The sequence below is a fragment of the Clostridium sp. genome (assembly GCF_036642255.1).
Taxonomy (GTDB): Bacteria; Bacillota; Clostridia; order Clostridiales; family Clostridiaceae; genus Clostridium_J.
This window is the reverse complement of the sequence record NZ_JAVWDJ010000003.1, coordinates 94,800-110,059: the sequence shown is the minus strand read 5'-3', so window position 1 is coordinate 110,059 and position 15,260 is coordinate 94,800. Positions and strand designations below refer to the sequence as shown.

At 31.6% G+C, this 15,260-nt stretch carries 15 protein-coding genes; 11 read left to right on the top strand and 4 right to left on the bottom strand.

The genetic code is table 11. The features are described 5' to 3' along the window. Window positions 1-377: 377 nt before the first annotated feature. The 3 genes from RR409_RS02365 (at window position 378) to RR409_RS02355 (ending at window position 3,790) form a co-directional block, all read left to right on the top strand. Complete coding sequence (locus RR409_RS02365; protein WP_332556114.1) at window positions 378-2,150, top strand: EAL domain-containing protein; 1,773 nt, start codon at window positions 378-380, stop codon at window positions 2,148-2,150. A gap of 337 nt (window positions 2,151-2,487) precedes the next feature. Next, window positions 2,488-3,318, top strand: coding sequence for a MerR family transcriptional regulator (locus tag RR409_RS02360; protein ID WP_332556113.1), 831 nt, complete (start codon window positions 2,488-2,490; stop codon window positions 3,316-3,318). Window positions 3,319-3,367: 49 nt separating this feature from the next. Further along, window positions 3,368-3,790: a VOC family protein gene (locus tag RR409_RS02355; protein WP_332556112.1), complete on the top strand. Its 423-nt coding sequence runs from the start codon at window positions 3,368-3,370 to the stop codon at window positions 3,788-3,790. Window positions 3,791-4,073: 283 nt separating this feature from the next. Here the strand turns inward: RR409_RS02355 and RR409_RS02350 are convergent, their stop codons facing one another. Next, window positions 4,074-5,390, bottom strand: a complete 1,317-nt coding sequence (locus RR409_RS02350; protein ID WP_332556111.1) for a pyridoxal phosphate-dependent aminotransferase — start codon at window positions 5,388-5,390, stop codon at window positions 4,074-4,076. A 341-nt stretch (window positions 5,391-5,731) separates the two neighbouring features. On the opposite strand from RR409_RS02350, the gene RR409_RS02345 reads away from it, so the two are divergent. The 3 genes from RR409_RS02345 to RR409_RS02335 all read left to right on the top strand — a co-directional run bounded on the left by RR409_RS02345 (window position 5,732) and on the right by RR409_RS02335 (window position 7,618). Then, entirely contained in the window at window positions 5,732-6,109 is a 378-nt protein-coding gene (locus RR409_RS02345) for a hypothetical protein (protein WP_332556110.1), read from the top strand. Between the two features lie 200 nt (window positions 6,110-6,309). Beyond that, complete coding sequence (locus RR409_RS02340; protein ID WP_332556109.1) at window positions 6,310-7,065, top strand: alpha/beta hydrolase; 756 nt, start codon at window positions 6,310-6,312, stop codon at window positions 7,063-7,065. A 232-nt stretch (window positions 7,066-7,297) separates the two neighbouring features. Beyond that, window positions 7,298-7,618: a hypothetical protein gene (locus RR409_RS02335; protein ID WP_332556108.1), complete on the top strand. Its 321-nt coding sequence runs from the start codon at window positions 7,298-7,300 to the stop codon at window positions 7,616-7,618. Window positions 7,619-7,836: 218 nt separating this feature from the next. Here the strand turns inward: RR409_RS02335 and RR409_RS02330 are convergent, their stop codons facing one another. Continuing rightward, complete coding sequence (locus tag RR409_RS02330; RefSeq protein WP_332556107.1) at window positions 7,837-8,232, bottom strand: pyridoxamine 5'-phosphate oxidase family protein; 396 nt, start codon at window positions 8,230-8,232, stop codon at window positions 7,837-7,839. A 128-nt stretch (window positions 8,233-8,360) separates the two neighbouring features. On the opposite strand from RR409_RS02330, the gene RR409_RS02325 reads away from it, so the two are divergent. Beyond that, a complete protein-coding gene (locus tag RR409_RS02325; protein ID WP_332556106.1) occupies window positions 8,361-8,696 on the top strand; it encodes a helix-turn-helix domain-containing protein in 336 nt (111 codons plus the stop codon). Window positions 8,697-8,934: 238 nt separating this feature from the next. Here the strand turns inward: RR409_RS02325 and RR409_RS02320 are convergent, their stop codons facing one another. After that, window positions 8,935-9,798, bottom strand: a complete 864-nt coding sequence (locus RR409_RS02320; protein ID WP_332556105.1) for an AraC family transcriptional regulator — start codon at window positions 9,796-9,798, stop codon at window positions 8,935-8,937. 123 nt (window positions 9,799-9,921) lie between these two features. On the opposite strand from RR409_RS02320, the gene RR409_RS02315 reads away from it, so the two are divergent. The 3 genes from RR409_RS02315 (at window position 9,922) to RR409_RS02305 (ending at window position 13,612) form a co-directional block, all read left to right on the top strand. Then, window positions 9,922-11,172 (top strand): dicarboxylate/amino acid:cation symporter, encoded by a 1,251-nt coding sequence (locus RR409_RS02315; protein WP_332556104.1) that lies wholly within the window; start codon window positions 9,922-9,924, stop codon window positions 11,170-11,172. A 162-nt stretch (window positions 11,173-11,334) separates the two neighbouring features. Continuing rightward, window positions 11,335-12,159 (top strand): class I SAM-dependent methyltransferase, encoded by an 825-nt coding sequence (locus RR409_RS02310; protein ID WP_332556103.1) that lies wholly within the window; start codon window positions 11,335-11,337, stop codon window positions 12,157-12,159. A 433-nt stretch (window positions 12,160-12,592) separates the two neighbouring features. Next, window positions 12,593-13,612: a rhodanese-like domain-containing protein gene (locus RR409_RS02305; protein ID WP_332556102.1), complete on the top strand. Its 1,020-nt coding sequence runs from the start codon at window positions 12,593-12,595 to the stop codon at window positions 13,610-13,612. Window positions 13,613-13,708: 96 nt separating this feature from the next. On the opposite strand, the gene RR409_RS02300 is transcribed toward RR409_RS02305, so the two are convergent. Continuing rightward, entirely contained in the window at window positions 13,709-14,116 is a 408-nt protein-coding gene (locus tag RR409_RS02300; protein WP_332556101.1) for a hypothetical protein, read from the bottom strand. Window positions 14,117-14,341: 225 nt separating this feature from the next. On the opposite strand from RR409_RS02300, the gene RR409_RS02295 reads away from it, so the two are divergent. Continuing rightward, window positions 14,342-15,253: an AEC family transporter gene (locus RR409_RS02295; protein WP_332556100.1), complete on the top strand. Its 912-nt coding sequence runs from the start codon at window positions 14,342-14,344 to the stop codon at window positions 15,251-15,253. The last annotated feature ends 7 nt before the right edge of the window (window positions 15,254-15,260 follow it).

Genomic DNA, 15,260 nt, shown 5'->3' with positions numbered 1-15,260 from the left:
ATAAAGAAAAATATAGCAATTATTACTTATAATTTATAATCAATGACACAGTGAAAGCTAGCCATGAAGCATAAAAATGTGGTGAAATTAAATAAGTTAAGCAAACGTTTACCAAAGCTTTGACTAAAATGCATAGCTATAAGTCGTATTTTATATGCCACGAGAAAATAGAAGGTGTTGAAGTGATTTTCCTAGGAATATTGTTTAATATTGATATTCTATATTTTTGTAAAACTAGAGCATATATGGAAGTATGTAATATAAATATTATGCAAAAGTGTACGATAGATTAAACATAATAACAAAATATATGGATTCATACAACGAAAGAAAAAACATTATAACACAGTAGTACAGTTTCATAAGGGAGCAGAATAATGGGAAGCTATAGAAAAATAGAAGTTTTTGAGAAAGATATGGGAGAAACCATAAAGGAGTTAATTAAAAAGCAAGAGGAACTAAAAAGAAGTGAAGAGAGATATAGAATAGTTGCAGAGGCTACTAAAGATATTATTTGGGAAGGTGACCTAATTAATAAAAAAAGGTTTTTCTCAGGAAAACTTTATGAAGTACTTGGATACAATGAAAAGGAATTGGAAAATCTTGATGAATGGTTTAATATTGTTCATCCAGAGGATCGTGCCTTTGTTATAGAAGGCATTAGAGCGCAAATTGGAGAGAAAGCAGAGTTTAAGACATTTGAATACAGAGTAAAGTGTAAAAACGGAAGCTATAAATGGTTATCTTCCAATACAAAGTGTGAATTTAATCATAAAGGAGAGCCGATATCGACCTTTGGTGCATTTACTGATATTACCGAGCTTAAAGAGCATGAGAAAAAAATACATGATTTAGCCTATTATGATTCTGTAACTGGGCTGCCTAATAGAGCCATGCTTACTGAAGTAATACCAGAGAAGATTGAAGATGCCCATGAAAATAACAGAAAATTCTCAATGATTTTTATGGATTTAGACAATTTTAAGTTTGTTAATGATTCTTATGGTCATGTAGTGGGTGATAAGCTGCTTGTAGAGGTAGGAAAGAGATTAAGAGAAATGAACAGTGATAAAATTACTTCCTTTAGATTAGGTGGGGATGAATTCATTGTTTTAATAGAAAATATTGAAGATAAAGATGAGGTGGAGCAACTATCAAAGTATTTACATAGAGTTCTAGCAAGTCCTTTTGTTGTTAATGCACATATGTTCCGTGTTACACACAGCAGTGGCATAGTTCTCTATCCTGAAAATGGAGATAATTTTCAGGAGTTGTTAAAAAATGCTGATACAGCAATGTACAAATCTAAAGAGTTAGGTAAGGGTACTAATTCTTTTTATCATGTAAAAATGGGAGAAGCTACAAAAGAAAAATTTGAAATAGAAGCAGATTTATATAAGGCTATTGAAAATAGTGAATTTGAATTATATTATCAACCTATAGTTGACACTGCGGTGGGAAAAATAAAAGGGTGTGAGGCTCTAATTAGATGGAGACATCCTAAAAAAGGAATGGTTCCTCCAGAGAAGTTTATTAGCATAGCAGAAGAAAATGGAACTATAGTAGAGATAGGGAAATGGGTCTTCGAGAGTGCTTGTGAATATGCCAAAAGGATGCATGATAGTGGGCATACTGACTTTTATGTATCAGTAAATATTTCTCCGCTTCAGTTATTGCAAAACGAATTCACTGATTTTGTACTTAACACTATAAAAAAAATAGGTATAACCCCGGAACTTCTAATAATTGAAATCACTGAATCAGTGCTAATAGAATCTATGGATTCAGTAACTAATAAACTAAAAGAACTTAAAGATAATAATATTAAAATTGCACTGGATGACTTCGGGTGTGGATATTCTTCCCTTACTTATCTTAAGACGCTACCAATAAATATTGTAAAGATAGACAGCTCTTTTATTATGGATATCCAATGTGAAGAGGATACAAAAAATATGACTAATATTATTATTCTTATGGCAAGACAATTAGGATTAAATGTTATAGCTGAAGGTGTTGAGTTAAAGCATCACCTGAACTATTTAAAGAAACATGGGTGTGATATGTTCCAAGGGTACCTTATTAGCAAGCCCGTGCCTGAAGAAGAATTTGATAGGCTAATTAAGCTTCAAAATGCCTGTAATTTATAAAATGTATAATAATATAAAATACCTACCGTCTGCAAAATTGCAGACGGTAATTTTTATTGAGAGCATTTAAAAGATCAAAAGGACTAAAATACCCCTTAAATGAGAATAAATTTAACAAAAAATATTGATAAACACTTGAATATAGGAACAAAATATTATATTCAGGTGTCTAAATAAAAGAATTTTATTGGATTTACAAAGTTCAGTGTTATTAAATCTGTAGTTGAATTAAAGAAAAAAGAAATATGAAATTTATAAATAGTGCTTGACCTTAACATAGTGTCAAGTATTATATTAAGTCTATAATCTAGATTATACAAAAACAGGTGGTGCAAGAATGTTTAATATAGGTAAGTTTTCACAGCTGGTTAGAGTTTCTCCACGTATGCTAAGGCATTACGAGAAGTGCGGATTGTTTTTCCCTGCAGAAATAGATAAAATCAACGGATATCGGCTATATAGTGCCACTCAGATTCCGTTGATATTGAGAATTGTTTCACTTCGGGACATGGGTTTTTCTATCGAAGAGATCAGTGATATCCTTGATAGCTTTGAAGAAAAAGAAAATATGGATAAAGTGCTGAATCGGAAGTTCAATGAAATACAAGAAAAGATAGCTGAAGAAAATAGGAAAATTGAAATGTTAAAAGGCACCCTTCATAGGATAGAAAAGGGAAATTATACAACTACCTGCGAAAATGTTGTATTGAAGGAGATACCGAAAATTCAGGTTTTGTCACTTAGAGAAGTAGTACCTGATTATAGTTACCAAGAACAGCTTTGGGAGAGACTATACAGCTTTATTGGTGATAATTCCATGTATCCAATCTTGGAGGAGGCTGCTATTGCACTTTACCATGAAATGGAATACAAAGAGCAAGATGTAGATATTGAAGTGGCAATTCCCGTAAAAGAGATGGGTAAAAGTATAGATAGTTTTGTATTCAAGGAATTAGAACCAATTGACTTAGCTGCTACTGTTATTTGTAACGGTCCCTATGAAAAAATTCTACCAGAAGGTGAAGGGTTACTCGCCAAGTGGATTGAAGACAATGACTATGAAATTATAGGAAGTGAACGTGGATATGCTATAAGACATCCTGGAAATGAACAGGATCCCAATAACTATCTTACGGAGATCCAAATTCCAGTGAAAAAGAACAAATAAACATATATTATGTAAAATAAAAAATAAGTTATTATGGGGGAATAGAAAAATGGCAATTGATATATTTGTTAATTTTAAAGGAAACTGTCGTGAAGCAGTAGAGTTTTACGCGGAGGTTTTCAAAACTGAAAAACCACAAATTATGACCTACGGTGATACCCCACAACAACCTGGTGAGGAATTTCCTCAGTTTGAAGAAGTGAAAAATATGGTGATGGCTGCTAGTGTTAACATTAATGGAAGCAATGTGATGTTTCAAGATGTTTTCCCAGATATGCCATTAACAATAGGAAGCAATATAAACCTTACAATAACTTTAAATGATATGGAGGAAATTAAATCTATATTTAGTAAGTTGAAAGAAGGTGGTGCTGTAAGCATGGACCTTCAGGAAACCTTTTGGAGTAAATTATATGGCGCTGTAATTGATAAATTCGGAATCCCTTGGCAATTCAACTATATGGAAAGTTAATATGATTTTATAATATGTAAAAATGATATAAAACAAAAACTAGTGGTGTTGTTACCGAGATGTCTGACAAAATATCAGTTCCGATATTGGTCAGGCATTTTTACATGCAATTATATTTTTACTTGAGATAGACTAAGGAAAAGTCAAAGGTTTTGGTTTGGGTTTCCTTCATGGAATTTAATGTAGCTAACAAGTTCTTCTAGACGGTTTATCTTGAAGGACAAAATAAAACCGCCAACTAAGTCGGCGGTTTTATTGAAATTTCAAATAAATATTGTATTTATTATCTTTGAGCTTCAAACTGTCTTAAAAGCTTAACAAATAATTCAGGAACCTTTGCCATGTTTTCAGGAGTTTCAACGAAGGAAATTCTGAATTGTGTGTTTCCTGGATTTGCTTCACCTTTGCTAATGTTATAGAATCCCTTCATTGGTGCTACAAGTAGAGTTGTTTCAACTCCGTCGATGTTAACTGATCCTTCTTGTGCACAGTATAAAATGAAGTCAATTCCGTTAAAGCCAGGTTTTACAACGTTTCTAACGTCTATTACTGTGTATATTGATGCATCTGGGCTAGAAACAATTAAGCCAGGTTCTTGATCTTTAAGACCTTTATATACCTTGAAGATTTGTTCTTTGTAGTATTCTCTAATGCTTGTACACCATTCAGCAATTTCTTCTTTAGTCTGATGAGCAAGAGCACCGAATATGTACTGACCAATTACGTTAGCACAAAGGTTTGCAGTATATTCAGCTACAGAACGGTTGTTGAATTCAGCACTGTCTGTGATTAATGCTCCAATTCTTAAACCACAAGCATTCCATACCTTTGATGTAGTTTCGATACTGATTCTTCTACCTTCGATACCAGGTACTTCAGCATCAGTAACTCCCCAGATACTTACAAGCTTGTTATTTATATCATAGAATAGTTCACGATAAGCTTCATCACTTACCATCCACATGTTGTATTTTACGCATAATTCGGCTAGTTGCTTAAGAGTTTCGAAATCAAAGTACTGTCCTGTTGGATTGTCATAAGGGATCACAAGAAGTGCTCCAGGATTATGCTTTTTAATTGCTTCTTCGATTCCTGATAGTTCTGGAAGGCTAAACTTTCCATCGTCATTTAAATTACGTGATACTGTAACTATTTTACGTCCTACTCTTTCTGCAAAAGAGATATAATTTGTGTATGCAGGATCTATAACCATAAGAGGTTTGTCCTCAGTACCAGCAGCACCGCAAACACCAAGTAAAAGTAATTCCATAGCAGCGGATCCACCGTCAGTTACCTGAACGAATAATTTGCTTGTATCGAAGCCTTCACATTTAAGGATGTTTTTGAAAGCATCTTGGCACTCTGGAACACCAGCAGTAGTTGAATATCTTACAATACCCTTTGCAAATGGGCTTTCAGGTGCACCAAGTTCAAACATTCTTTTCATCATAGCTGGATTTGTAGGAAGAGAAACGTTACCTATACCTACATTGATTACAGCTTCAGGTTTAACTTTACGCTCTTCATATTTCATTTGTGCTAATCTCACATCTGATGGCATTCTTGACTCGAAGTGAGCTGATAAAATTGGTTTATTCATAGTTAAAGCTCCTTTTCTAAAAAATATTTTTTCTCAAGTAATAAGCTTGATGTATTTTACATGTTTTTTGATGTCATAATTATTTTAGCACGAATTCGTTTACATTTCACTTTTTTTTTATAACTTTTTAAAAATCTAATTTTATGTAATAGGGCTAACTATCCTCATTAGGTATTAGGCTCAATATAATTCATTCTTTTAAATAAAATAGTTCGTTTTCAAAATAAAAGGTTTAAACAATAAAAAATCAATGGTATTTAATTACAGTATTTAATGGTAGAATTGAATTATTATATCTTAAGTAAATGTGACATATTAAGGTAATAAAGGGAGGTTTATTTATGATTTGGAACATGGATTTTAAACCTGTAGTGGAAAAACTTTCTTTGGAGCAAGGAGATGGAAATAATTATGCTACTCATGTTTCAGAGATAATTGATGAAGTAATTACAAGTTTTATTATCCAGTTAAGTGAAGTTCATGAATCTAATAAGGATGAAGAGTCACTTCATACACAGGCATCCTTTGCAATAGATCAGTGGCTAAAAACTATGAGAGAAGAGGTTAATAAACTAAATCAATCAGTGTTTTGGGCGAAAAGCCTTCTTGTGCTTTTAGTTAAAACATTGGATTATGTTAAAGATTGGCATCCTTATATTGGGATAATTGATGAGCAACTAAAATCTAAACTGCCAAAGCATTATAAGCTTAATAAATAGTAATTTTATAGTATTAATGCAGCGTAAAGTATATTTATGTGAGTAACAAGGGATGATTTAGTTCGCATAAATTAAGGATTAAGTGAAAAAAACATAGAAAGTTAATAAGTTAATATAGGCAATTGATATGGAAATATAAATCTATTCAATTTGCAAGAAGGTTAGTTAGTTAACCTGTAATGTATGGAGGGGGTGGAAACGTGGTATTCAAAGAGTTTGGGGACAAAAATATGCCAGTTATTGTTTTTCTTCATGGGGGTGGTTTGTCTTGGTGGTCATGGAAACAACAGATTGAAGCGCTGCAAAAGGATTATTATATAGTTACGCCTATTATTGATGGTCATGGTGATAATTGGGATACTACTTTTGAAAGTATAAAAAATTCCGCACAACAGGTAATCAGATATATAAAAGAAAGTTGTAATGGAAAAGTTTTTGCCCTTTGCGGCCTTTCAATTGGCGCTCAAATTGTTGTTGAAGTATTATCTCAAGATGAAAGTATCACAGAATATGCTGTTATAGAAAGTGCATTAGTTTATCCCATGAAAGTAGTAACTTCATTAACTGTGCCAATGTATAACATGTGCTATGGGCTAATTAAAAAAAGATGGTACGCAAAGCTACAGGCTAAAACCTTGAGTGTACCAGAAGAATTATTTGAAAATTATTACGTGGATAGCTCTCGAATGTCAAAAGAATCATTAATCAATATTACTAAAAGTAATGGAGATTACCCAATGCCTTCAAACTTATATAACACCAATGCAAATACTTTAATTCTAGTTGGTGAAAAGGAAATATCCATCATGAAGAGGTCTGCAAGCTTACTTCATGATACCATTAATAATAGTTCTATAAAGATTCTCGAAAAATGTGCACATGGAGAATTAAGTTTAATTTATCCTGAGAAGTACGTTAAGATGTTACTAGATTTTTTCGCGCAAAATAAGAAGTAAAGTAAGAATAGCTTAAGAGTAACTTATGGAATATCTTATTAATTTTATAGTGATTTAATAAGATATGAAAATTAATATCTTATTAAATACCCTATAATTCCCAAAAGAATTTCAGGGTAATTTTCCGTCATAGAAAAAAACATGACTTCTGCGTCCATATAACATTTAGTATAATGCTCCATAACAATTGAAAAGACTAATTTGCAAATTTCATATATAAAAGGAGACTATAATGAAAATAAATTTAATGATTTTTGTAACCTCGATGAAAGAAGAAAAAGAAAAGAATGTACAAGAGCTAATGATGAAAACCTTGGAATCTAATATTCGTCCTGTTCAAGGGGATATAATAGATGACCAAGGATTTGATGGGAAATTTCACAATGGATATGAAGTTACAAAAGTTACTATTAATTATGCCTTGGATGAATGCTGGGTTTCTTTGACCCCACTTGTCATAGAAATTGAGGAAATCAAAGTAGAAACATATATAGAGAAACTTAAAGCTCATGGATGGCGAGTTGTTTCAAAAGAAGAGTTGCAAAATAGATAAAGTATTTAGCACTACACATAAATATCTGAGGGTTATGTAGTTAATAAAAAGTTTATTTTTCTGATTTTATTTTTTGTAATAATTGCTGCAATAATAACTAATATTAAATAAGTTTCATAAGAATCAAAGCAAAAAAAGCTATTACAATATTTAAGATGTTGTAATAGCTTAAGTGAAAAACCAATACCTCGATTTATAGATCTACTGATTTATGAAAATTATAATGCGAATGTCTCTGGTGCAGCTGTAAAGGAAGATATAGTGGCGTCTCCTTTAGTGAAGTATAAAACAGCAAAAATTCCATCATCAACGCTATACATTTGTTTTAAAGAAGGAGCAGATTCAAGGGCAAGTTCCTTAACTTCTCTCCTGTCATCATTTGCAACCTCACCAGTGATACGAATCCATTGTCCCTTGCTATTGGTAGCAGAGATTTCTACCTTTGGATTTATTAGCATTTGGTTAAAACATTCTTTTTTATTACTTGTCACAATATATAACTTTCCTTCATATTCAAATACAGCACCAAAGGGTCTAACTCTTGGTTGATCACCTTCAGTAGTTGCTAAGTAAAAGATACCAGTTTCTTGTAAAAATTCTAATGCTTTTTTCATTATTATTGCTCCTCTCACGTATTCATGTTAAAATTGATTACGGAATAATAATAGCATGTACAATTATTATATCAAGTACGATTTTTATGTTATGTAAGTATCTAAAAGATACTACAGGAGGAGATATAATGGAGAATACTGATAGTCTTTTTGGAAAGTGCCCGTATTTTACAGCACAAAAAGTATTTTCGGGAAAATGGTCAATTTTAATTATGTATCATTTGAATGAGGAAGCACTACGTTATGGAGAATTACAAAGAAGAATGGGGGATATTACCCAGGCTACCCTAACAAAACAGTTAAGAATGTTAGAAGACTTTGGATTGGTAAGTAGACAGGTTTATTCAGAAATTCCACCTAAGGTAGAGTATTCACTAACGGATCTAGGAAAGGATTTCAATCCAGTGTTAGAACAGTTTAGGATTTGGGGAGATAAGTATATCCAGTCTACTAAAAATCAATAGATGAGAATAAAATTCTAGGCAAAAATGAATAATAATGAGTTATGTGCTAGATTGCACTTTCTTATTATGTAACAAAGGCTTACCTTAAACAAGGTAAGCCTTTGCTTTTGTATATGAAATTAAACTTTTTTCACAAATATAAGGTATGATAAGTCTTTGAGCTACAGATTTTCTAATTAAAAATAAAAACAACTTTAAAGGTGTGGAAAAGCACAATATTAGTAATAACTATAATTTTTTACTTATTGTACTTAAAGTACTGCTTAGGAGACAGTTTAAACTCCTTTTTAAAGGTTCTCACAAAGGTGGAATAATCTCCAAAGCCACATAGAGAGCAAACCTCTCCAGCTTGAGTGCCACTTTTTATTAGGTCTGCCGCCTTCATTACTCTCTTCTTTTGTATGTAGCTATATAAGGTGTATCCTGTTTCTTTCTTAAATAAATGCATTAGGTAGTATTTGTTTAAATAAAATCTTTCGGAAAGAATATCTATAGATAAATCCTTATCTAGATTGGAGTTTATAAAGGTCAAAATATCCTCGATTCGTAGATCATATTTAATATCCTCAAGATTATCCTTAAAGTTCATTTCCAAAAACAACCTATTTATTTTAACCATTAACTGAAGGAATAAGGAGTTTTTTAATATATCACTACCAAAAGCTTTGTCCTTGGTGGCCTCATCAAGATTGGTTAGAGTTTCCTTTAATGAATCAATGCTTATTTTGTTTAATCTAATAAGATTCATCTTTCTTTCAGTTGAAAGTTGAAAACAGCTTAGTAGATTACAATTATTCCTATTATGTTCTTCTAAAAATAATGGATTTAACCATAAAATCATTCTTTCATAGGGGGTGGTGGGATTTATTATGGGTAAATGAAGATCATTTTTTCCAACTAACAATATATCCCACGGTTTTAGCTTATAGGATTTTCCTTCAATTATGTAGGTAACATCCCCAGAGATAAAAACAATTATCTTATTAAAGTCATGGTAGTGAAACTCAAATTCATTTCTTAACTTATCCTTCAGATTAAAAAATTGAAAATCTTCATTTAGATATCCTTTTTTTACTTTTTTAATAGAATTAATTTCATTCATATAGTAACCTCCATTATAAAACTCATTATAGCACTTTTTGCAATAAATTGAACAGTAACTACAATATAAATTGCAGATGTAGCTATTATAATAATTACTAGAAAGAATTAAGGAGTTGAATTTATGAGTAACTTTTTTAAAAATTACAAAATGTCTTTAGTGTTACTTTTATCAATATTACTGGGTGGGATTATAGGTGTTATATTAGGGCCAAGTTCAACCGTGTTAGAACCTTTTGGGCAACTGTTTCTTAATTTAATGTTCACTATATTAGTACCTTTAGTTTTTTTTAGTGTAGCTTCGTCTATAGCTAATATGGGAAACATGAATCGACTAAGCAAAATAGTAGTAAGCATTGCAATTACCTTTGCATTAACTGCATTAATATCTGGACTATTGTCAATTATCGGAGTATTAATTTTTAATCCAACTGAAGGATTAAATAGTGAAGTTATTAAAGGGATTTTAACTCAATCAGGTGAGGAAGTAGGGAAGAATACTGAAAAGTTATCCTTATCAAAACAGCTTGTGAACACAATTACAGTGGGGGACTTTTCAGCACTACTTTCTAAAAGTAATATGCTTCAGCTAATTGTATTTTCTGTTTTGTTTGGATTATCCACAGCATTAGTTGGCGAAAAAGCAACGGTTGTTAAAAACTTTTTAGATGCATCAGCAGCTGTAATGATGAAGATGGTAAAAATTATTATGTATTATGCACCAATTGGGCTTGGATGTTATTTTGCAACAGTGGTGGGTCAGTTGGGAACCCAGATATTAGAGGGATACTTAAGGGTATTTATTTTATATTTAGTGATAGCGGCAATAAATTATTTTATAATTTTTAGTGCTTATGCTTATTTATCAGCAGGAAAATTAGGATTTAAGGCCTTTTGGAAAAATGCTATTGCACCTACAGTTACTGCGCTAGCCACTTGTTCTAGTGCTGCATCCATACCAGTAAATCTTGAAGCCACTAAGAAAATTGGAGTTCCAAAGGATATTGCTGAAACTGTTATTCCTCTTGGAGTTAATACTCATAAGGATGGTTCAGTTATTGGGGGAGTATTAAAGATAGCTTTCTTATTTGGGTTATTCGGTAAGGATCTTCATAGTACTGAAGCTTTATTATCTATATTGGCAGTAGGGTTTTTAGTGGGAGCTGTTATGGGCGCAATTCCAGGGGGAGGAATGATTGGAGAAATGCTTATAATAAGTGTTTATGGTTTTCCACCTGAAGCTCTTCCAGTTATAGCAGTTATCAGCACAATCATTGATGCCCCTGCAACCGTGTTAAACTCCACAGGAAATACAGTTTGTGCAATGATAGTGTCAAAACTTGTTGATGGGAAGAAGTGGTTAAAGGTCTGCTAACATGTTTCTTGCATCATCAAGAATAATCGATAATGTAAATATATGAATTGAAAGTAATATTATGGTATAATTTGTTGTATACCTGATGAAGATTGACTAAGAAGAACTTAACTGTAATGGCAAAGTCAGGTTTAATTTTTAGTAATGGAATGGAGTGATTATATGTCCAGAGCAAATGACAGGGATATAGTTAAATTTCAGTATAATTCAGATAAGAATTTAAATGCTAGACTAGCTTTACATCTTGGTTTCAGTACAAATAAATACGGATGGCAAAATTGGGTATTTGATCAGTATAAGCTTAAAACCAATGATAGAATTATTGAATTTGGTTGTGGTAATGGAAGTATTTGGGCCAATAATAGAAATAGGATACTAAAGGATATTAGGGTTATTCTCACAGATTTATCTGAAGGTATGCTTGAAGCAACAAAAGAAAGTCTTTTAGGTATTGATGGAGTATTTGAGTATTCACTTATGGATATACAAAACATTGAATTTGAAGATGATTCCTTTAATAGTGCTATTGCCAATCATATGCTCTACCATGTGAAAGATAGAGATTTAGCAATAAGTGAAGTTGCTCGCATACTTAAACCACATGGAACTTTTTATGCTACTACAAATAGCTTATACAACATGAAGGGATTAAAAGCTTTAGTAAGAAATTTTGATTCTCGCCTTGATTATGCATCCTTTTCTGTTGCAAAGGAATTTGGATTAGAAAATGGAGCTGAGCAGTTAATTAAACATTTTGATTCTGTTGAAATGTTAGTATATGAAGATTCTCTTCATATAACAGAAGCAAAGCCCTTAGTTGATTATATTTTGTCTCTGGAAGGACACGTAAACATACATGATATAATGACAGATAGTAGAATAAAGGACTTACACATGTATTTGGAAGATATAATTTTAAGAGAAGGAAGTATTGATATACCTAAATCCAGCGGAATGTTTATAGCTAAGAATCCTAAAAAATCGTAATAAAATGGATAATAACTGTTGAATATTTAAATTTTTATAAATAACCTTAAATCAACAAATAAGGCGAGTGATAAATTATGTTTGGTTACATAACTTATCACTCGTCTTATTATTTTATTCTGACAACGTCTAAAACTCTCAGTTGTAAGTAATAGAAAGAAAATATCATAAATAAATTAGGCTAATGCTAGTATTAGGTTAACCGAATCTCATTTGTCCATAGCCTTGTAAAAACCACTGTGAGTTTTTCAATATTTGTTATATAAAAATGTAGATGATTATGTACTATTAGTACTTGCCTTATTAAAAAAAATAATAGTAGCTTTACATATTATTAGAAAATGCTATTCGACTAATTATTGGACATAGTGTAACATACTATATTGGTAATTAAAGCGAAAATATTAAAATGCATATTAAGGGGAGTGATACCATGAAGAAGAAATTGCTTATTTATATTCTTGTTGTAACTATGTTTGCTGTATTTGCTACTGGTTGCGCTTCTAAACCTGAACCAACTACAAATAATTCAACAAATGGTTCAACAAATACTAACACTGTTGAGGCTGTGACAAAGACAAAGGTATTTGTTTCTGCAGATTGGGTAAAAAGTGTAATTGATGGTAAGCAGCCAGAATCAAAAGATTACAAAATCCTTGAAGTGTCTTGGGGGCCAGTTAGTGAGGCTAAAGACTACAAAGAAGCCCACATACCTGGAGCAGCTCATATAAATACAGATGATATTGAAGAGCCAGACTACTGGAACATAAGAACAGGTGATGAGATTAAGAAGCTCATGGCGGATTATGGAATAACAAAAGATACCACTGTTATTGTTTATGGTGGTGACTCAGGTGCTACTAGAGTTGCCTTTGTGTGTCTTTGGGCTGGAGTTGAAAATGTAAAGGTTGTTGATGGTGGCTTAAGTTCTTGGACAAAAGCAGGATATTCAACGAATAAAGATATAGAAAATCCAGTAGCAACTACGAAAGATTTTGGAGTAGCTATACCAGCACATCCTGAGTACCTTTTATCTATGCCAAAGGATGTAAAGGATGAAATGGCAAAAAATGATAAATTCAGATTAGTTAGTATAAGAAGTTTAGATGAATTTACAGGTAAAGAAAGTGGATATGACTATATCAAAAGAACAGGGGAGCCACAAGGAGCTGTATGGGGTCATGATGAACCAGATTACCGTAATGCTGATGGAACCTTTATTACATTTGATAAAGCTATAGCAATGTGGGAAGAACAAGGAGTTACAAAAGATAACGAAATCGCATTTTATTGCGGTACTGGCTGGAGAGCAACTATTCCATTTTTAATGGCATATGAAAATGGATGGAAAAACGTAAAAATGTATGATGGCGGATGGTTCGCATGGCAGTTGGATCCAAACAATCCAGTGCAAGCAATCACTCCAGAAGAAGCAGCAGCCCAATATAAATAAATTAAATGTCTGATGGTTAATAGGCCTTCAGACATTTTTTTATCATATTAATTAATGGAGTTAGGGCACTTAACTAAATCTGTTATTTGGTTTTTTTTAATATAGAATAATTTTTATATCCTGTATAAGTGTAGTGATCGCTAATATCAAACTGGTAAAATAATATGAGCGATAACTTACTGTTGAATACGCTAAAGTGAAAGTTACAAATGAAATAGTAAGTATTATATCTACTATTAACATTGGTAAAAATTTTTTAGACTTAAAATAATTATCTTTTTTTATTTTTATATATAAAATAATAGAAGAACATAATAGTATTAAAAATGTAATTGCAAAACCTTGTAATACAGAAATAGGATATAAGGATTGCCATTCTTTATTTATAAATACTACATACCTCATCATACCCATCTTTTTCATAGAAAAAAATTGTATCCCATAAGCTGTAATGAGTAGAAGCACTTGAAGTATTGTGAACATCCAAAAGAAAAATTTTTTCATTATAAGTATATCTCCTTACTATTAATGTGATATTACTATTGTACCAAAATCTTTTCTCGAATGGTTATTAGAAGTTAATTTATTCAGTCTAAGATTCTTCTAAAAGTCTTCTTTTCCTTTATTTTTTTCACACAATCCAAGGATTTTAAAAAAGTAAATTCGTTTATTTATCTTGAGAATTTTTATTTGGACAAGTATAATGGTTAATGGAAAGTGGGGATAACTATGGAGATAAAACAGTTACTTGACTTGCAGTTAACCATGTTCTTAATGATATTTATAGGCTTTGCTCTTAAAAAGCTAAATGTAATTTCAGAAAGTGGTAAAGAAAGCTTAACAAATCTAGTGCTTTATGTTTTACTACCCTTTAATATTATTAAATCCTTTATGATCACCTTCAATAAAAGTATTTTAATAAGTTTTGGTACTGTGTTAATTATTTCTATATTAATTCAGTTTATGTGTTCTATATTGGGAAAATTATTATATGTAAAATGCAGTCCAGGTCAAAGTCAGGTATTAAAATATGCCACTTTATGCTCTAATGCAGGTTTTTTTGGAAATCCTATTGCAGAAAGTGTTTTTGGAATGATGGGTCTTGCTTATGCATCTATATTTTTAATTCCTCAACGAATAGTTATGTGGTCTGCTGGTATATCCATTTTCACGGAAGCTCCTGATAAAAAGACCTTAACAAAAAAAGTACTTACACATCCATGCATTGTGGCAGTGTATATTGGACTATTATTTATGTTTATGCAGGTAAAGCTTCCTGGGTTTTTAGATACCTCAATTAAGAGCTTAAGTACTGCTAATACACCAATTTCTATGATAGTGATAGGAACAATCTTTGCAGAAGTTGACTTTAAAAACTTAGTAAATAAAACAATAGCATATTATACAGTGTTAAGACTTGTTATTTTGCCCTTAATAGTGTGGACTTTATGTTTAATATTTAAAATTGATCATTTAGTAACGGGAGTAGTGGTTATATTAACTGCAATGCCAGCTGGAACTGCTACCGCAATGCTAGCGTCTAAATATGATGGAGACTATATATTTGCTTCCAGATGTATTATCTTTTCTACTCTTGTATCGATTATTTCAATTCCAATTTGGAGTTTTATATTAAGATAGTTAATAT